Source organism: Arthrobacter sp. CJL-S3 (genome assembly GCF_056711635.1).
This window is the reverse complement of record NZ_CM160046.1, coordinates 1,108,401-1,125,414: the sequence shown is the minus strand read 5'-3', so window position 1 is coordinate 1,125,414 and position 17,014 is coordinate 1,108,401. Positions and strand designations below refer to the sequence as shown.

Below are 17,014 nucleotides of genomic sequence, written 5' to 3'. Positions count from 1 at the left end.
TGTCCGGGAGCCGGGGCCCGGACGGATGATGGGGCTGCAGGATCAGCCTAGTGCCTGCAGCCGGAGGCGGAGTCAGTCCGCTCAACGGAAAGCGCCACGGCCCGTGCGGTGGATGACCGGACGGGCCGTGGCGCTTGGCGGAGGGAGTTAGACCTTCGGGCTGGCTGCGGATTCAACCTTCAGCGTACCGGCGGCGATGTCCTTCTTGATCTGTTCCAGCTCGGTCTTCAGTTCGGCGGGAACCTCAGAGTCCATGTCGTGGAACGGAGCCAGCTGCACGCCCTCGTTCGCGAGGGTGCCAACGTACGGGGTGTTGCTGAACTTGCCGTCCTTGTCTTCCTTCACAACGTTCTCCACGGCCTCGCCCATGAGCTTCATGACGGAGGTCAGCATCAGATCCTTGTAATCCGGTGCCGTGAGGAAGCCGTCGGAGTCAACCCAGATGAGCTTGACGTCCTTGCCTGCCGCCTTCGCTTCCTTCAGGGCCGCGCCCGCGCCCTTGCCGACCGGACCGGCGACGGGCATGACGATGTCCGCGCCCTGGTCCAGGAAGTTCTGCGTGAGCTGCTTGCCCTTGTCCTGCTTTTCGAAGTCACCGGTGAAGGAACCGTCCTGCTTGGCCTTGTCCCAGCCAAGAACCTTGACGTCCGTGCCCTTCTTCTCGTTGTAGTACTTCACGCCGTCGGCGTAGCCGTCCATGAAGATGGTGACGGTGGGGATCTTGATGCCGCCGAATGTGGCGACCGTGCCGGTCTTGGTGGTGCCCGCGGCGACGTAGCCGGCGAGGAAGGCGGCCTGCGCCGTGTCGTAGATGATCGGCTTGACGTTGCTCACGGCGGGATCGTAACCGAAGTCGACGATGGCGAAGTGGCTGTTCGGGTTGGCCTCGGCCTGGGCCTTGGTGGCGTCGCCGAGCAGGAAGCCGACCGTGACGGTCAGGTCGCAGCCGGCCGTGACCATGGCGCGCAGGTTGGGCTCGAAGTCGTTGTTGGTCTTGGACTCGGCCTCGTTGACCTTGATGCCCAGATCCTTCTCAGCCTTCTTCAGCCCCTCGTAGGAGGACTGGTTGAATGACTGGTCGTCGAATCCACCCGAGTCGGACACGATGCAGCCTGTGTAATCGCTGGCGGTGGCGGTGGCCGTGCTGCTGGCCGTCGGGGCGGCCCCGCAACCGGTCAGCAGAAGGGCAGCCGCACCGGCGGTGGCGACTCCGGCCATTGAACCGCGCTTGAAGGTTGCACGCAGAGAGTTCTTCAATTTTCCTCCAGGAAGAAAGAGATAGGCGCTACGACGGAGCTCAATGAGTGTCTGTTGGCGGGATTGCCGCTGAAACGCTGTTTTCACTGATGGATTTCGCAGCACTGCGCCGAGGCGCACTGATGGAAGCCACTTTAGTGGCCTGTGACACGTCCAAGTAGCACGGTTCACAGCGATTCCACAGATTGTTGAGAACTTGTTACCAAGCGGTAGACACACAGAAAGCCCCGCACCGGGCGGTTCCGGTGCGGGGCTTTCTGCGGGCGGGCGGGAGGAGCTGCCAGGACGAGCAGCCGGAAGGAGCGGCCAGCCTAGAGCCGGACCAGCATCTTGCCGGTGTTGGCGCCGTCCAGCAGGTCCATAAAGGCCTGCGGCGCGTTCTCCAGTCCGTCCACGATGGTCTCGTCGTAGCGCACTGTGCCGTCCGCGAGCCAGCCGGACATCGTCTCGACGAACTCGGGCATGTGCTGCCAGTAGCCGCTGACGAGGAAGCCCTTGAGGGTCAGCTGCTTGCCGATGGCCTGCATGAGGTTCCGCGGGGCAGGCGTCGGCTCGGTGGAGTTGTACTGCGAGATCGCCCCGCACATCGCCACCCGGCCGCCGACGGTGAGCGCCGACAGCGCCGCTTCGAGGTGTTCCCCGCCGACGTTGTCGAAATACACATCGATGCCGCGGTCGCCGGCGGCCGCGGCGAGCTGCTCGGCCACGGGGGCGTCGTGGTAGTTGAATGCCGCGTCGAAGCCGAGCTCCAGCAGCCGCGCCACCTTCTCCGGGGATCCGGCGCTGCCGATGACGCGGGACGCGCCCAGGGCCTTGGCGATCTGCCCCACCAGGGAGCCGACGGCACCCGCGGCGCCGGAGACGAAGACGACTTCCCCGGCCTTGAAGCCGGCCACCTTGATCAGTCCTGCGTAGGCCGTCAGGCCCGTCATGCCCAGCGCGCCGAGGAACGCCGGCGCGGGGGCCAGATCGGTGCGGGCCGGGGTGGTGGCCCCGGCGTCGAGCACGGCATGTTCACGCCAGCCCAGGGAGTGGACGACGGCGTCGCCCACCTGGCGGTCAGCGGACCGGGACGCGATGACCTCGCCGACGGCGCCGCCGTCGAGCGCTGCGTCCAGGGCAAACGGCGCGGAGTAGGACTTGACGTCGTTCATCCGGCCGCGCATGTAGGGGTCCACGGACATAAAGAGGTTGCGGACCAGGACCTGGCCGTCCTGGAGTCCCGGCAGCTCCGTCCCGGCCAGGCGGAAGTTCTCGGGCAGCGGGCGCCCGTGCGGACGGGATGCCAGCTGGATCTCCCGGGTGGCGGTGGGCAGGGTGATGGTGTCGGTGCGGGTGCTCATGCGGCAACCTCCAGGATGGTGATGTCGACAGTGATGTTGCCGCGGGTGGCATTGGAATACGGGCAGACTTCATGCGCCTTGGCCACGAGGGCCTCGGCCGTTTCCCGGTCCACGGCGGGCAGGGCGATTTCGAGTTCCGCGGCGATGCCGTAGCCGGATCCGTCGCCGAGGGCGCCCAGGTGGATCCTGGCCGCGACGGCGGAATCAGTCAGGTCGGCCTTCTGCTGGCGTCCGACGAGGCGCAGGGCGGAATGGAAGCAGGCCGCGTAGCCGGCGGCGAAGAGCTGTTCCGGGTTGGTGCCCTCGCCGCTGCCGCCGAGTTCCACCGGGCTGGCCAGGGCCACGCTGAGCTTGCCGTCCTTGGTGACGGCGGTGCCGTCGCGGCCTTCGCCCGAAGCCAGGGCCTCGGCTGTGTAGAGAGTCTTCATGGGAGATCCAATCTGTTGCGTTGCAGGGAAGTCAGTGGAAGTAAGGGAGTCAGCGGGAGCCGTGCAGTGCGGCGGTGAGCCGGGTCAGGGTCTCGCGGAGCTGGTCGAGTTCGGCGGGCGAGAGACCGGCGGCATCGGCGAGGCGCTGCGGGATGTCGGCGGCCCGGGCGCTGAGCGCGGTGCCGGCGTCGGTCAGGTGGACCTCGACCCTCCGCTCGTCCGCGGCGGACCGGCGCCGTTCCACGAGGCCCAGGGACTCGAGCCGCTTGAGCAGCGGGGAGAGAGTGCCGGAGTCGAGGCCCAGCTCCTCCCCCAGTTCGCGGACACTGCGCGGTTCGTCCTCCCAGAGCACCATCATGACGAGGTACTGCGGGTAGGTCAGGCCGAGCTCGTCGAGCATCGGCCGGTACGCCGCCGTGGCGGCCCGGGAGGCCGAGTACATGGCGAAGCACAGCTGCCGGTTCAGGCGGGGGGCGTTGTCGCGGGGCGCATCGGTCATACAAATACGATAGTGCACAATTAGATTGTGCACAACTTACATGCCACCGAGGTGCGACTTCGCGCCCATGAATCGGCTGGCGACGGGCGCGAACTCTCACCTCGGCGCGCAGCGGGGGGCCAGACGCCGGAAAGCGCGGCGGCGTGGCGGAAGAGGTGGCCGAAAGGCGGAATCGGGGCCGGGTGCGGAGTCCGGGCCGGGGCGCGGCTAGAGGTCGCGGAGGGTGCGCAGTGCTGCGGCGGTGAGGACCTTGATGCCGAGGCCCAGGGCGCGTTCGTCCAGGATGTAGTCGCCGCGGTGCAGGTCGTATTCCTCGCCGCCGGGGGTCTTCGTGCCCAGGCGCATCATGGCGCCGGGGAGGTCCGCGAGGAACCAGGCGAAGTCCTCGCCGCCCATGGACTGCGGGGTCAGGACCACGGCGCCCTCGCCGATCTCGGCGCGGGCCGCGGCTTCGATCAGGGCGGTCTCGTGTTCGGAGTTCACCACGGGAGGCACGCCGCGGGTGTGCTCCAAGTGGACGTCGACGCCGTACGGTGCGGCGATCTGCTGGATGACCTCGTCGAGGATCTCGCCTGCGTTGTGCCAGGCGTCGCGGTCCAGGCAGCGCATGGTGCCCGCCATGTACCCGCTGGCCGGGATCGCGTTGGGGGCGGACCCGGCGGAGATGTGGCCCCAGACGACGGACACGCCGCTGCGGACATCAACGCGGCGGGACAGCACGGCCGGGACGTTGACCGCGATCTGCGCCAGGGCGAAGACGAGTTCCTCAGTCAGGTGCGGGCGTGAGGTGTGGCCGCCGCGGCCGGTCAGTTCGATCTTGATCGTGTCCGAGGCGGAGGTGATGGCGCCGATCCGGGTGCCGATCTTGCCCACCTCGATCCGGGGATCGCAGTGCAGGGCGAAGATCCGCGGTACACCGTCGAGGACGCCCTGCTCGATGCAGCTCTGGGCCCCGCCGGGCATGGTTTCCTCGGCCGGCTGGAAGATGATCCGGACGGTACCGCGCAGCGGGGACTCCTGGTGCATCCGATGCAGGACCAGGGCCGCGCCCAGCATGGTGGCGGTGTGGACATCGTGACCGCAGGCGTGCGTGACGCCGTGATGCTTCGAGGCGAACGGCAGGCCCGTCTCCTCGATGATCGGGAGGGCATCGATGTCCCCGCGCAGGGCGGTGGCGATCGGCCCGTCGCCGATGTCCACCGTCAGGCCGGTCCCTTCGAGGCGCCGGGGCTTGAGCCCGGCTTCCTCCAGGCGCTTGGCCAGCTTGTCCGTGGTGCGGAACTCCTTGAAGGACAGCTCCGGGTGCGCATGCAGGTCCCGGCGGAACGCGATCAGCTCCGGCAGCAGGGGCTCGAGCCACGGCCCCACCAATGTGGTGGGCTCAGCTTCAGTAGAGTAGTTACGCACGGAATAACTCTAGCGAGCGCACATAAAATAGCGGCATCGCGTACGGCGCGTTACGGATTGGCGAACATTTGCCTTCCGCCCCGGTAGGGGCGGAAGGCCCTGGAAAGCGCTGCAACGAGAGCGCCGCAAGCTAGAGAACGTCGGTGTCGCCGCTGGCCTTGAGGGCGTCGACGGCCTGCTTCACACGCTGCGAGTGCTCTTTGTGCATGACGAGCAGCGCGTCCGGGGTATCCACCACCACGACGTCCTTGATCCCGATCAGCGCGATGACGCGTTTGGTATCGGAGACCACCACGCCGCTTGCGTCCTCCGTGAAGACGCGGGCGCCCTCACCGATCACGGTGACGTCCTTGACTTCCTTGGCGCTGTTGAGCCGGCCCACGGAGGCGAAGTCCCCGACGTCGTCCCACCGGAACGTACCCGGAACGACGGCGACGTCGCCGGCGGCGGCAGCCGGTTCGGCCACGGCGTAGTCAATGGCGATCTTGGGCAGGGTGGGCCAGACGCGGGCCTGGACCTCGTCGCGCTGCGGGGTGTCCCAGGCCTTCGCGATTTCCTGCACGCCGGCGAAGAGCTCGGGCTGGTTGGCTTCGAGGTGCTTGAGCATCAGCGACACGGGAGCCACGAACATTCCGGCGTTCCAGACATATTCGCCGCTGTCGACGTATTCCTGGGCGACCTCTTCGCTGGGCTTCTCCACGAACTCGACGACGGCCTGGGCACTGGAGGCGCCGGCCACGCCAAGGTTCTTCCCGGCCCGGATGTAACCGAAGCCGGTGGAAGGGTGGGTGGGCTTGATGCCGATCGTGACGATCTTTCCGGCCGCGGCCGCGTGGATGGCCTCCCTCACGGCGTCATGGAACAGCTCGTCGGGGCTGATCACCTGGTCCGCGGCGAAGGAGCCCATGATGGTGTCCGGATCGCGCTCGTGCAGGATGGCCGCGGCCAGGCCGATGGCGGCGCCGGAGTCCTTGGGCTCGCTCTCCAGCACCAGGTCGGCGTCGTCGATCTCCGGCAGCTGGCGGCAGACCGCGTCGCGGTGGGCCTTGCCGGTCACCACGAGCATGTGCTTGCCGGCGAGAGGTTCCAGCCGGTCGTACGTGGATCTCAGCAGGGTGCTGCCCGACCCAGTGAGGTCGTGCAGGAACTTGGGGGCTGCTGCACGCGACAGAGGCCAGAGGCGGGTCCCCACACCGCCTGCTGGAATCACCGCAATAAACCGGCTCAGGGCCGAGTCGTTGGGTGTGTCCTGGCTTGTCGCTTTGTCTGTAGTCATCACGGCTACTTTAGCCGAACGTACCGCGCGGGTCCCCGATCACGGCCGGACACGGCGGTGATGCGTCGTCCCGGGTGCAGTCCCGGCCCTACGACGGCACTCCCCGGTCGGGGCGGGAAATGTGGCGTTCGTCTCAAAACTGGACGAAAACCCCGCCGGGCGCCGTCACCAACGGGTGGCTGAATTGAATAAGCTGTTAGCGAAGCCTAGATTTAGGCTTGAGCTTACGAGTGCTCTCGCAGCAGGCGTTCCCCCCGCGTGGATCCCATGCCAGCGCCGCTGTGTTGCAGGGAGGTTTATTCAGTGCCGACAAAACCAGCTGGCACCTTGTACCGCGGCCGTGAAGGCATGTGGTCCTGGGTTGGACATCGCATTACCGGTGTAGTGATCTTTTTCTTCTTGTTGGTCCACGTTCTGGACACCTCATTGGTGCGCGTGTCCCCGGAGGCCTACACCGCAGTTATCGGTGCCTACAAGAACCCCCTGATGGCCCTGGGTGAAACGGGCCTTGTCGCAGCGATCGTGTTCCACGCCTTCAACGGCCTGCGGATCATCGCCGTCGACTTCTGGAAGAAGGGCGCGAAGTACCAGCGCCAGATGCTGTGGGCGGTGCTCATTCTCTGGGCAATCGTCATGGTGGGCTTCTCCATCCGCCACCTTTCCCTCGCCCTTGGAGGTCACTAGCCATGAGTGCAACTCAGATTGAGAGCCCGCGCAGCCCCAAGGCCGCTGCCAAGGTTGGCAGCAACCGGATTGCGCCGCAGTACCGCCGCAACGGCAGCTCCAAGGGGAACTTCGAAATGTTCGCATGGCTCTTCATGCGGCTCTCGGGCGTTGTCCTGGTTGTCCTGATCTTCGGGCACCTGACCGTCAACCTGCTGGTGGGCGAAGGCATCCACGCGATCGACTTCGGTTTTGTGGCCGGCAAGTGGGCCGATCCGTTCTGGCAGATCTGGGACCTCGCCATGCTGTGGCTCGCCATGCTGCACGGCACCAACGGCGTGCGCACCATCATCAACGACTACGCCGAAAAGGACGCCACGCGTCTGTGGCTGAAGGTCGTGCTGTACGCGGCCACCACCGCCATCATCATCCTGGGCACCCTGGTCATCTTCACCTTTGACCCGTGCCCCGTGGTCAACGGTGTCCAGCTGCCCGGCGGGTTCTGCCCCGCGCCGTAGCGGCGCAGCCCCAGCGGCACCCGATCCCTTGCCTGCCCGGTGCGGGCAAGGGATTTCCACGAGGTTTCACCGTCCTGGCTCCGCCGGCCGGTGTTGTTAGCGAATTTTGAGAGAAAGAGCGTCTGGTATGCAGGTCCATAAGTACGACGTCGTCATCGTCGGTGCCGGTGGCGCCGGGATGCGCGCGGCGATCGAATCAGGTCAGCGCGCCCGAACAGCAGTACTGACCAAGCTGTACCCCACCCGCTCCCACACCGGCGCGGCGCAGGGCGGCATGTGTGCGGCCCTGGCCAACGTCGAGGAAGACAACTGGGAGTGGCACACCTTCGACACCATCAAGGGCGGCGACTACCTGGTTGACCAGGACGCCGCCGAGGTCATGGCGAAGGAAGCGATCGACGCCGTCCTGGACCTGGAAAAGATGGGCCTGCCGTTCAATCGCACGCCCGAGGGCCGGATTGACCAGCGCCGTTTCGGCGGCCACACCCGCGACCACGGCAAGGCCCCGGTCCGCCGTGCCTGCTACGCCGCCGACCGCACCGGCCACATGATCCTGCAGACGCTGTACCAAAACTGCGTCAAGCACAACGTCGAGTTCTACAACGAGTACTACGTCCTGGACCTGCTCACGGTCGAGGAAGACGCTGTCCGCGAGGACGGCACGCCGTACAAGCAGAAGCGCGTGGCCGGCGTCGTGTCCTACGACCTCGCCTCCGGCGAGCTGCACGTCTTCCAGGCCAAGTCCGTGGTGTTCGCCACCGGCGGCGCCGGCAAGGTCTTCAAAACCACGTCCAACGCCCACACCCTCACCGGCGACGGCATGGGCATCGCGTTCCGCCGCGGCATCCCGCTGGAGGACATGGAGTTCTACCAGTTCCACCCGACAGGCCTCGCCGGCCTGGGCATCCTCCTCTCCGAGGCCGCCCGCGGCGAAGGCGCGATCCTGCGAAACTCCGAGGGTGAGCGCTTCATGGAGCGCTACGCCCCGACCATCAAGGACCTCGCCCCCCGCGACATCGTGGCCCGTTCCATGGCCAACGAGGTCCGTGAGGGCCGCGGCTGCGGCCCGAACAAGGACTACGTTCTCCTGGACCTGACGCACCTTGAACCGGCGCACATCGACGCCAAACTGCCGGACATCACGGAGTTCGCCCGCACCTACCTCGGGGTCGAGCCCTACACGGAGCCGGTACCGGTCTTCCCGACGGCGCACTACGCCATGGGCGGCATCCCCACCAACATCACCGCCGAGGTCCTCCAGGACAACGACACCGTTGTCCCGGGCCTTTACGCCGCCGGTGAGGTTGCCTGCGTCTCGGTGCACGGTTCCAACCGGCTGGGCACCAACTCGCTGCTGGACATCAACGTCTTCGGCAAGCGCGCCGGCATTGCCGCCGCGGAGTACGCCAAGACCGCCGAGTTCGTCGAGCTCCCGGTGGATCCGGAGGCCTACACGCTGGACCTGCTGGACCACGTCCGCACCTCCGACGGCACCGAGAAGGTCGCTGCAATCCGCAAGGAACTGCAGGACACCATGGACGCCAACATGCAGGTGTTCCGCACCGCCGAGACGCTGAACCAGGTCCTGAAGGACATTGCGTCCTTCGAGGAGCGGTACCAGCGCATCAGCGTCCAGGACAAGGGCAAGCGCTTCAACCTGGACCTCCTGGAGGCCGTGGAGCTGGGCTTCCTGCTGGAGCTCGCCAAGGTCATGACCGTGGCGGCCCTGCACCGCGAGGAATCCCGCGGCGGACACTTCCGCGAGGACTTCCCCGAGCGCGACGACGACAAATTCATGAAGCACTCCATGGCGTACAAGGATGACCAGGCTCCCGCGGACGGTTCCGCGGAGGCGATTGCGGGCATCCGGCTTGCCACCAAACCGGTGGTCTTTACGCGCTACGAGCCGATGGTGAGGAAGTACTAAGATGACCGCTGAACTTGCTGAGCCAGCCTCCAAGATCGAACTGCCCGCCCACATCGGTGGCGGCGGGGACATCCCGTCCTTCGACGTCCACCTGCGCGTGCGCCGGTACAACCCGGAGGTCTCCGACGAGTCCACCTGGGATGACTTCCACGTGACCATGTACGGCACGGACCGTGTCCTCGACGCCCTGCACAAGGTCAAGTGGGAAATCGACGGCAGCGTCTCCTTCCGCCGTTCCTGTGCGCACGGTGTCTGCGGTTCCGATGCCATGCGCATCAACGGCCGCAACCGCCTCGCCTGCAAGACCCTGCTGAAGGACCTGGACACGTCCAAGCCCATCACGGTCGAGCCGATCAAGGGCCTCCCGGTGGAGAAGGACCTGATCGTGGACATGGAGCCGTTCTTCCAGTCCTTCCGCGAGGTCATGCCGTTCCTGATCAACCGCGGCCACGAGCCCACCAAGGAACGCCTGCAGTCCGCCGAGGACCGCGAACGCTTCGACGACACCACCAAGTGCATCCTCTGCGCCGCGTGCACCTCGTCCTGCCCGGTGTTCTGGACCGACGGGCAGTACTTCGGCCCGGCGGCGATCGTCAACGCGCACCGCTTCATCTTCGATTCCCGTGATGATGCCGGCGACATGCGCCTGGAGATCCTCAACGACAAGGAAGGCGTGTGGCGCTGCCGCACCACCTTCAACTGCACCGAGGCATGCCCCCGCGGCATCCAGGTCACGCAGGCAATCGCTGAGGTCAAGCAGGCCATCCTGTCCCGCAAGATCTAGCAAACTTGCTGAGCTAGAACCAAGAGAATCACGACGACGGCGCCTCTCACCTTTTCGGGTGGGGGCGCCGTCGTCGTACCGCTGAACGAAAGGTCCCCGTGTCCCGCTCCGAAAAAGTCTCCTTCCAGGGTTCCACCGGCGAACTCCTCTCCGGCATCGTCGACGTCCCCGAGGGGCCGGTGAAGGGCTGGGGCGTGTTCTCGCACGGCTTCACGCTGGGCAAGGACAGCCCCTCGGCCTCGCGGATGTGCAAGGCGCTGGCGGACAACGGGGTGGGCATGCTCCGCTTCGACAACCTGGGCCTCGGCGAATCCGCCGGACTCTGGTCGGAGGGCTCCTTCAGCCACAAAGTCGCGGACACCGTGAAGGCGGCCGAATTCATGCGCGACTCCGGCCGGCCGGTCTCGCTGCTTGTTGGCCATTCCTTTGGCGGGGCTGCCGTCCTGGCGGCCGCGCAGGAGATCCCGGAGCTCGACGCCGTCGCCACCGTGGGTGCGCCGTTTTCGCCGAAGCATGTGGCCCACGTCTTTGACGCGGCCCTGGACCGGATCCTCAGCGAGGGCAGCGCCGAGGTGGATCTGGGTGGCAAGCGGGTGGAGATCCGCCGGCACTTCGTGGAGGACCTGGAGAAAGCTGACCTAACGGACTGCATCCGGCGGCTGGGGAAGCCGCTGCTGGTGCTGCACTCCCCCACCGACAACACGGTCGGCATCGAGAATGCCAGCACCATCTTCCAGACGGCCCGGCATCCGCGCAGCTTCGTGTCGCTGGAGGGCAGCGACCACCTGTTGACGGCCAAGGGCCAGGCGGCCCGCGCCGCGAAGATTATTTCAGCCTGGGCCGACCAGTACCTCGACGCCACCGCGTAGCCGCGGTGGCGCGGGGGCTCTCACCTGGTTCGACGGGGGTCTTGCCGGGCTGGACGCGGCGGGCACCCCACCCGGTCTTTTTGCCGGCCGGCGCCAGACTGAGGTCCTTCTCCCGGACCGCCACCCACGCGGCGCAGACGACGTAGACCTGGCTGACCAGGTTGAACCAGATCAGCAGGCCGATGATGATCGCGAAGGGCGCCAAGATGGGGTTCCGTCCGGCACTGGCCAGCAGCTGGGTGCTGAAGATCTGCAGCACGGTGGTGCCCACCGCGGCGAGGAGGGTTCCTTCCAGCAGGGAGCGGCGGGCCAGCTTCAGCCCCGCGGCGACCCGGAACATGATCAGCGCGGTGCCCCAGCCGAGCAGCAGCGGCACGAGGATCGTCACGGAGGTCGTCAGGGGCCCGGCCAGCAGCGGATCGAGGCTCAGCTGGGCGGTCACCCAGTCCGCGGCCGTGCCGAACACCAGTGAGACCGCGGCGCTGGTCACGAGCGCAACGCCGAGCAGGACCAGGGTGCCGGCGTCGCGCAGGATCTGCAGGACCGGGTTTATCCCCCGCGGGCCCAGCTGCATCATGCCCCGCACGCCGTCCCGGATGCCGCTGATCCAGCCCAGGGCCGTGAAGACCGTGATGACGCCGGCGATCACCGCTGCCCAGCCCAGGCTGGCGGGGTTCAGCAGCTCATAAGGGTCCACCAGTCCCTCGCTGCCGTTGACCTGCAGGAGGCCGGGCGCGGTCATGTTGACGCTCCGGATGATCTGGTCCAGCAGCGCGGGCTGTCCGCTCAGGAAGAGACCGGCCAGGGAGAATCCCGTGGCCAGCAGGCCCGTGACGGAGAAGAACATCCTGAATCCGATGCCGGCACTCATCAGCGGGCCGTGCTGGAGGTTGTAGTGCTGGAAGGCGCGGAGGGGACGGACGGTGTTGAGCCGGGCCAGCAGCCACGGCACCATCGCCATCAGCGACGCCATTCCCCCGCCGCCGGAGCGTCGAACCTTGCTCCAGTCGACCCGCTTCCGGATGACCTCGAGTTTCAGCCCGGCCAGATCGGTGGGAAGGGGCGGCTCACTGGGCGCCCGCGACACCGTCCTCGCCTCGGTCGTTGTCGGATTCGGTCCCAAAATCAAGCTCTTCCCGTAACTGCCAGATGCCGTTGTCATCGTGCTCGTAGAGTCCCATGCTAGCCACCGGGAACGTGGCCCTGTAATCCTTGAGCGCCGTCTCGGCCTCATCGAGGCTCTCGGGGGCGACGTCGTGGGCGACGGTAACATGCGGGTGGTACGCAAACGGCAGATCCCGCTCCAGCGGTCCCGCCTGCAACTGCTCGTGCAGGCTGACGCAGTCCCCGAAGCCGTCCTCAACGTTGAGGAAGACCACGGGAGAGACCGGCCGGAAGGATCCGGTCCCGGCGATGGTCACATTGAAGGGCTCCTGCTTGCTGGCAACGTCACGCACATGGTTGCGCGTGGCTTCCCAGTCCTGGGTCATGGTGGTGGTCACCAGCGTGATGTGGGCGGGGATGACGCCCGCCATGGGGTCACCGAAGGACGCCCGCCAGCGCTGGAGCTCCTCGGCGATCTCCGTCGGGAACCCCAGGATCACGCCGATGCTGATGCCTTCGCTGCGCTGCCCGTCGCCCCCGGCATCCTGGTTCCCTTGAGCCGTGCTGCTGCTGCCGGCGCGCGCCGTAGTGTGGGCCGGCGCGTTGGCGGTGACTTTGCTGACGGAGGACATTGCGCTAGCGGACTCCGTGGGTTCCGGCGTAGGGCAGGAACCCCACCTTGGCGTAGACGTCGCGCAGGGTGACCGAGGCGATCTCGCGGGCCTTGTCGGCGCCAAGCGCCAGCAGCCGGTCAAGCTCCGCGGGGTCGTCGAGGAGTTCGTTGGCCCGGTCCCGGATGGGGGTCAGCCGCTCCGCCACGACCTCGGCGAGATCGACCTTGAGGTGGCCGTACATCTTGCCCTGGTAGGCGGCGACGAGGGACTCCACACTCTGCCCGGTGATCGCCGAGTAGATGGTCAGGAGGTTGGAAACCCCGGGCTTGGCCTCGCGGTCGAAACGGATCTCCGTCTCCGCATCCGTCACCGCGGATTTGATCCGCTTGGCGATGACCTTGGGATCGTCCAGGAGGTTGATCAGCCCCGCCGGCGATTCCGCCGATTTGGACATCTTGGCGGTGGGGTGCTGCAGATCATAGATCTTCGCCGATTCCTTCTGGATAAAAGGCGCCGGAACGTTGAAGGTCTCGCCGAAGCGGGAGTTGAAGCGCTGGGCCAGGTCGCGGCTGAGCTCCACGTGCTGCCGCTGGTCCTCGCCCACGGGCACACCGTGCGGCTGGTAGAGGAGGATGTCCGCGGCCTGCAGGACCGGGTAGGTGAACAGGCCGACGCTGGCCTGGTCCGAGCCGTGCCGTGAGGCCTTGTCCTTGAACTGGGTCATCCGGGAGGCCTCGCCGAAGCCGGTGATGCAGTTCAGGACCCAGGCCAGCTGGGCGTGCTCGGGCACCTGGGACTGGACGAAGAGGGTGCACTTGTTCACATCCACACCGCCGGCAATGTACTGCGCGGCCGTGACCCGGGTGCGGTGGGCCAGTTCGGCCGGATCCTGCGGAACCGTGATGGCGTGCAGATCCGGGATGAAGAAGATGGCGTCAAACTCATCCTGCATCCGGACCCAGTTCACCAGGGCGCCGAGGTAGTTGCCCAGGTGCAGGGAATCCGCCGACGGCTGCATGCCCGAGAGGATGCGCTGCCGGACCCCCAGGGGGACGGCGGAGCCAGCTTCGGCGGCTGTGGCGGCGTCGGCGGCAGCGTCGTTGACCGGGGTCACAGTGGAAGGAGAAGTCATTCGTGGGAGCCTTAAGACTAGAGCCGGTAGTCCACTACCAGCGGGGCGTGGTCGGAGAAGCGTGTGTCCCAGGACGGCGCCCGGTCAACAACGGCTGACACTGCCGCTGCAGCGAGAGCGGGCGTGGCCATGTGGTAGTCAATGCGCCAGCCGGTGTCGTTGTCGAAGGCCTGTCCCCGCTGCGACCACCAGGTGTAGGGGCCGTCGACGTTACCCGCCAGGCCCCGGTGCACATCCTTCCAGCCGATATCCTCGCCAAAGAAACGGTCGAAGTAGGCCCGCTCCTCCGGCAGGAAGCCGGCACGTTTGACGTTGCCCTTCCAGTTCTTGATGTCCAGTTCCGTGTGGCCGACATTGAGGTCGCCCACCACGAGGGCGTGGTCGCTGTGCTTGGCCAGCTCGGGAAGCCGGTCGACCATCACGTCGAGAAAGCGGAACTTGTCGTCCTGCTTCGGCGTGCCCGCCTCGCCGGAGTGCACGTAGGCGCTGGCGACGGTCAGCTGCGAGGCCTCCCCCGCCGCGTTGCGGACGATGTAGTCGGCCTCGACCCAGCGGCCGGCGGTGGCGAAGTAGTCGTCCCCGATGCCCGCCCGGGTCTGCAGGGGTTCGGTCCGGGAGGCGATGGCGACGCCGGCGCGGCCCTTGGCTTCGGCTTCCGCGTGCAGGATGTACCAGCCCTCGCCGAGCAGCTCGCGGACGATCGCGTCAGGCGCGCGGACCTCCTGCAGGCAGAGGATGTCCACTTCGCGGGGCTCAAGCCATTCCGCCATGCCGTTCCGGTAGGCGGCACGGAGGCCGTTGACGTTGACTGATGCGATGCGAAGGTTGTCCTTCTTCAATGCCGAACTCACCCGATCCACTCTAGTCGACAATGGTTCCGGCGACAGGTTCGTCGGTGCCGCCGGAGGACTTGATCATGTCCCGCGCGTTGGTGGCGGTGATCTCGATGGTCTCGAGCGCCCGGCTGATCGTGTCCTGGTCCGAGGCGGCGCCCTTCGCCCGTTCCTGCTCGACGACGCGGACCTGCACCTGGACAATCTTGAACGAGTGGTCGAGTTTCAGGTCCCGGACCTCATCGGCTTCGCCGCGGCCCTGCACCAGGCGCGTGCCGCCGTGGTCGACACTGCCCGACGACGGCGCCCGGCCGGCGGCCGCGTTGAAGGCGTTCTGCGCCTCGGTCAGCCTGGCGCCGGCCTTCCGGGCCGCCTTCTGGATGCTGAAGACCACGAACGAGGCCAGGGCGAGCCAGAAGCCGGCGATGATCGCCACGATCCAGCCGACGACGTCGTTCTGGTTCGCGGCGAAGATGACCGCGACGACGAAGGCGATGATAAAGACCATCATCCCGGGTCCGCTGATGCGGAACATGGAGAACTTGCCTGCGGCGGCGGTGTTCGCGGACGGCTTGGAAGACGCGGGGTTGCCCAGAGATTGCATGAGCCTATTATGGCAAACCCTCGCATCGGCCCGGGCCGCTTCCACCGGGGGCGAACGGGGGGGTGCCCGGGCCGACGTCGGGCCCGGGCCCTATTTGAGGAACAGCCGGCGCAGCCGGCCGGTGGTGAGCAGCACGCCGAAGGCGATCATCACGAGGTAGTAGCCGATGTGCACCGCCGTCGCCGGCGTGAAGATGCCCACGCTGATCTGGCGGAGCAATTCCACGCCGTGCCACAGCGGCATGGCCTGGATGAGCCACTGGATGTACTGCGGGTAGACGCTGAGCGGGTAGAAGGTGGCGCTGAAGAGGAACATCGGCAGCATCAGAAAGTTGATCCACTCCATCTGCTGGAACGTCTTCATGAAGCTGGTGATGCCCATGCCGAAACTCGCGAAGCCGAAGGCGATCAGCACCGCGGCCGGGATCATCAGGATGGCCCACGGCGTCGTGATCAGCCCCATCAGCCCCATCACCGCGGTGAACCCCGTGGCGTACATCAGGCCCCGCAGCAGGGCCAGGAAGATCTCCCCCATGGCGACGTCGAGCGGTCCCAGGGAGGTGTAAAGCATGCCCTGGTAGAGCTTGGCGAAGTTCATCTTGAAGAAGACATTCCAGGTCGAGTCGTAGACCGCGCCGTTCATCGCGGACACGGCCAGCAGCGCCGGGGCGATGTAGGCGGCGTAGGAGATCTCCCCGCCGCCGGGCCCCTGCACCGAGCCGACGATCGCGCCCAGCCCGACCCCCATCGAGATCAGGTACAGCACGGGCTCGAAGAAGCCGGAGAGCATGACCAGCCAGTTGCCGCTCTTGGTGGCCATCAGCCCGCGGGCGACGACGGCGCGGACGTTGCCTGAGTACAGCGGCCCGAACTTCCGGTTGCGGGCGGCCTCGGTGGCGCTGTTGTTGGTGGTGACGGCGCTCATCCGCCCATCCTCTTGATGAACTGGCGCTTGGTCAGGACCCAGCCGACCACCGTGAGGACCAGCAGGAAGACGAGGTGTGTGATAGTCAGCAGCGGGGGCTCCTGGTAGCCGTAGCTGAACACCCTGCCCAGCTCGGTGCCGTGCCAGATCGGCGAGATCCAGCCGATCCAGCGCACTGCGAGGGGAAGGGTGTCCAGCGGGAAGAAGGTGCCGGAAAACAGGAACAGCGGCATCACGATGAAGCGCATCACCATGGCGAACTGGCCTTTGTCGTTCTTGATGGAGGCGGCGTAGGCCATCAGCGGCAGCCCGAAGGCCAGCCCGGCGAGGCAGGCGACCAGGATGGAGACCCAGCCCCAGCCGCTGGGCGACGCCCCGAACAGCGCCACCACGACGAAATAGATGGCTGACTGCACCAGGAAGCGCACCGTCACGGCGATGACCTGCCCGAGCGCGATCTGCTCCGGGGTCAGCGGCGAGGCGTGCGGACCGTAATAGACCCGGCGCCACTTGAAACCATCCATCACAGGGAAGGTGAATTCGTTCGCCGCCGTCATGACCGCTGCCGAGATCAACAGCGCCGGCGCGATGAAGGTCAGGTAGCTGACCCCGCCGAAGGCGGCCTCGCTGTTGGTGTCGACCAGCGTCGCCAGCCCCACGCCCATGGCGAAGAGGTACGCGACGGGCTGACCGACGCCGGACATCACGATGGTCCAGCCGTAGCTCTTCATCACGCGCAGGACGTGCTCGGCGAAGTAGAAGGACCCCCAGCGCCGGGCCCTGGCGGCCGAGACCTCCGGCGAGTGGGCGCGCAGGGCGGCAGGGGCCGTGG

Annotated in this window: 18 protein-coding genes; 5 read left to right on the top strand and 13 right to left on the bottom strand. The window is 66.8% G+C overall.

Going from position 1 to position 17,014, the window contains the following annotated elements; translation table 11 throughout:
• Positions 1-147 precede the first annotated feature (147 nt).
• From AC06G6_RS05145 to AC06G6_RS05120, 6 genes are all read right to left on the bottom strand, one after another.
• A complete protein-coding gene (locus tag AC06G6_RS05145) occupies positions 148-1,257 on the bottom strand; it encodes a BMP family lipoprotein (protein ID WP_479826998.1) in 1,110 nt (369 codons plus the stop codon).
• 311 nt (positions 1,258-1,568) lie between these two features.
• Positions 1,569-2,600, bottom strand: coding sequence for an NADP-dependent oxidoreductase (locus tag AC06G6_RS05140; protein ID WP_479826996.1), 1,032 nt, complete (start codon positions 2,598-2,600; stop codon positions 1,569-1,571).
• A complete protein-coding gene (locus AC06G6_RS05135) occupies positions 2,597-3,028 on the bottom strand; it encodes an organic hydroperoxide resistance protein (protein ID WP_479826994.1) in 432 nt (143 codons plus the stop codon). Before AC06G6_RS05135 ends, AC06G6_RS05140 begins: the two co-directional genes overlap by 4 nt.
• Positions 3,029-3,077: 49 nt before the next feature.
• Positions 3,078-3,527: a MarR family winged helix-turn-helix transcriptional regulator gene (locus AC06G6_RS05130; protein WP_479826992.1), complete on the bottom strand. Its 450-nt coding sequence runs from the start codon at positions 3,525-3,527 to the stop codon at positions 3,078-3,080.
• A 207-nt stretch (positions 3,528-3,734) separates the two neighbouring features.
• Positions 3,735-4,934, bottom strand: a complete 1,200-nt coding sequence (locus AC06G6_RS05125; protein ID WP_479826990.1) for an amidohydrolase — start codon at positions 4,932-4,934, stop codon at positions 3,735-3,737.
• Between the two features lie 130 nt (positions 4,935-5,064).
• Positions 5,065-6,210: a mannose-1-phosphate guanylyltransferase gene (locus AC06G6_RS05120; RefSeq protein WP_479826988.1), complete on the bottom strand. Its 1,146-nt coding sequence runs from the start codon at positions 6,208-6,210 to the stop codon at positions 5,065-5,067.
• Between the two features lie 348 nt (positions 6,211-6,558).
• On the opposite strand from AC06G6_RS05120, the gene sdhC reads away from it, so the two are divergent.
• From sdhC to AC06G6_RS05095, 5 genes are all read left to right on the top strand, one after another.
• Positions 6,559-6,894: a succinate dehydrogenase, cytochrome b556 subunit gene (gene sdhC, locus AC06G6_RS05115; protein ID WP_479828540.1), complete on the top strand. Its 336-nt coding sequence runs from the start codon at positions 6,559-6,561 to the stop codon at positions 6,892-6,894.
• Between the two features lie 2 nt (positions 6,895-6,896).
• Complete coding sequence (locus AC06G6_RS05110) at positions 6,897-7,391, top strand: succinate dehydrogenase hydrophobic membrane anchor subunit (protein ID WP_479826987.1); 495 nt, start codon at positions 6,897-6,899, stop codon at positions 7,389-7,391.
• A gap of 127 nt (positions 7,392-7,518) precedes the next feature.
• The gene (sdhA, locus tag AC06G6_RS05105) at positions 7,519-9,318 is read left to right on the top strand and encodes a succinate dehydrogenase flavoprotein subunit (RefSeq protein ID WP_307459235.1); all 1,800 of its coding nucleotides are present in this window, start codon (positions 7,519-7,521) and stop codon (positions 9,316-9,318) included.
• 1 nt (position 9,319) lies between these two features.
• The gene (locus tag AC06G6_RS05100) at positions 9,320-10,102 is read left to right on the top strand and encodes a succinate dehydrogenase iron-sulfur subunit (protein WP_226774031.1); all 783 of its coding nucleotides are present in this window, start codon (positions 9,320-9,322) and stop codon (positions 10,100-10,102) included.
• A 98-nt stretch (positions 10,103-10,200) separates the two neighbouring features.
• Entirely contained in the window at positions 10,201-10,971 is a 771-nt protein-coding gene (locus tag AC06G6_RS05095; protein WP_479826985.1) for an alpha/beta hydrolase family protein, read from the top strand.
• Here the strand turns inward: AC06G6_RS05095 and AC06G6_RS05090 are convergent.
• The 7 genes from AC06G6_RS05090 to AC06G6_RS05060 all read right to left on the bottom strand — a co-directional run bounded on the left by AC06G6_RS05090 (position 10,928) and on the right by AC06G6_RS05060 (position 16,997).
• Positions 10,928-11,932, bottom strand: a complete 1,005-nt coding sequence (locus AC06G6_RS05090; RefSeq protein WP_479828539.1) for a YihY/virulence factor BrkB family protein — start codon at positions 11,930-11,932, stop codon at positions 10,928-10,930. The two genes, AC06G6_RS05095 and AC06G6_RS05090, sit on opposite strands and share 44 nt — an antisense overlap.
• A gap of 106 nt (positions 11,933-12,038) precedes the next feature.
• Entirely contained in the window at positions 12,039-12,707 is a 669-nt protein-coding gene (locus AC06G6_RS05085; RefSeq protein ID WP_479826983.1) for a 2'-5' RNA ligase family protein, read from the bottom strand.
• A 4-nt stretch (positions 12,708-12,711) separates the two neighbouring features.
• Positions 12,712-13,821, bottom strand: coding sequence for a tryptophan--tRNA ligase (gene trpS / locus AC06G6_RS05080; protein ID WP_479826981.1), 1,110 nt, complete (start codon positions 13,819-13,821; stop codon positions 12,712-12,714).
• 17 nt (positions 13,822-13,838) lie between these two features.
• Entirely contained in the window at positions 13,839-14,672 is an 834-nt protein-coding gene (locus AC06G6_RS05075; protein ID WP_479826979.1) for an exodeoxyribonuclease III, read from the bottom strand.
• A 10-nt stretch (positions 14,673-14,682) separates the two neighbouring features.
• A complete protein-coding gene (locus tag AC06G6_RS05070) occupies positions 14,683-15,258 on the bottom strand; it encodes a hypothetical protein (protein ID WP_479826978.1) in 576 nt (191 codons plus the stop codon).
• A gap of 90 nt (positions 15,259-15,348) precedes the next feature.
• Complete coding sequence (locus AC06G6_RS05065) at positions 15,349-16,182, bottom strand: ABC transporter permease (protein ID WP_479826976.1); 834 nt, start codon at positions 16,180-16,182, stop codon at positions 15,349-15,351.
• The gene (locus AC06G6_RS05060; protein ID WP_479828538.1) at positions 16,179-16,997 is read right to left on the bottom strand and encodes an ABC transporter permease; all 819 of its coding nucleotides are present in this window, start codon (positions 16,995-16,997) and stop codon (positions 16,179-16,181) included. The genes AC06G6_RS05065 and AC06G6_RS05060 overlap by 4 nt, the downstream gene beginning before the upstream one ends.
• Between the last annotated feature and the right edge of the window lie 17 nt (positions 16,998-17,014).

What these genes read in the sequence shown, in the direction of transcription:
- AC06G6_RS05135 (WP_479826994.1), bottom strand. Translation starts at nt 3,028, where the DNA reads ATGAAGACTCTCTACACAGCCGAGGCCCTGGCTTCGGGCGAAGGCCGC.
- AC06G6_RS05140 (WP_479826996.1), bottom strand. Translation starts at nt 2,600, where the DNA reads ATGAGCACCCGCACCGACACCATCACCCTGCCCACCGCCACCCGGGAG.
- AC06G6_RS05110 (WP_479826987.1), top strand. Translation starts at nt 6,897, where the DNA reads ATGAGTGCAACTCAGATTGAGAGCCCGCGCAGCCCCAAGGCCGCTGCC.
- AC06G6_RS05065 (WP_479826976.1), bottom strand. Translation starts at nt 16,182, where the DNA reads ATGAGCGCCGTCACCACCAACAACAGCGCCACCGAGGCCGCCCGCAAC.
- AC06G6_RS05130 (WP_479826992.1), bottom strand. Translation starts at nt 3,527, where the DNA reads ATGACCGATGCGCCCCGCGACAACGCCCCCCGCCTGAACCGGCAGCTG.
- AC06G6_RS05085 (WP_479826983.1), bottom strand. Translation starts at nt 12,707, where the DNA reads ATGTCCTCCGTCAGCAAAGTCACCGCCAACGCGCCGGCCCACACTACG.
- sdhC (WP_479828540.1), top strand. Translation starts at nt 6,559, where the DNA reads ATGTGGTCCTGGGTTGGACATCGCATTACCGGTGTAGTGATCTTTTTC.
- AC06G6_RS05120 (WP_479826988.1), bottom strand. Translation starts at nt 6,210, where the DNA reads ATGACTACAGACAAAGCGACAAGCCAGGACACACCCAACGACTCGGCC.
- AC06G6_RS05100 (WP_226774031.1), top strand. Translation starts at nt 9,320, where the DNA reads ATGACCGCTGAACTTGCTGAGCCAGCCTCCAAGATCGAACTGCCCGCC.
- sdhA (WP_307459235.1), top strand. Translation starts at nt 7,519, where the DNA reads ATGCAGGTCCATAAGTACGACGTCGTCATCGTCGGTGCCGGTGGCGCC.
- trpS (WP_479826981.1), bottom strand. Translation starts at nt 13,821, where the DNA reads ATGACTTCTCCTTCCACTGTGACCCCGGTCAACGACGCTGCCGCCGAC.
- AC06G6_RS05070 (WP_479826978.1), bottom strand. Translation starts at nt 15,258, where the DNA reads ATGCAATCTCTGGGCAACCCCGCGTCTTCCAAGCCGTCCGCGAACACC.
- AC06G6_RS05090 (WP_479828539.1), bottom strand. Translation starts at nt 11,932, where the DNA reads ATGGCGATGGTGCCGTGGCTGCTGGCCCGGCTCAACACCGTCCGTCCC.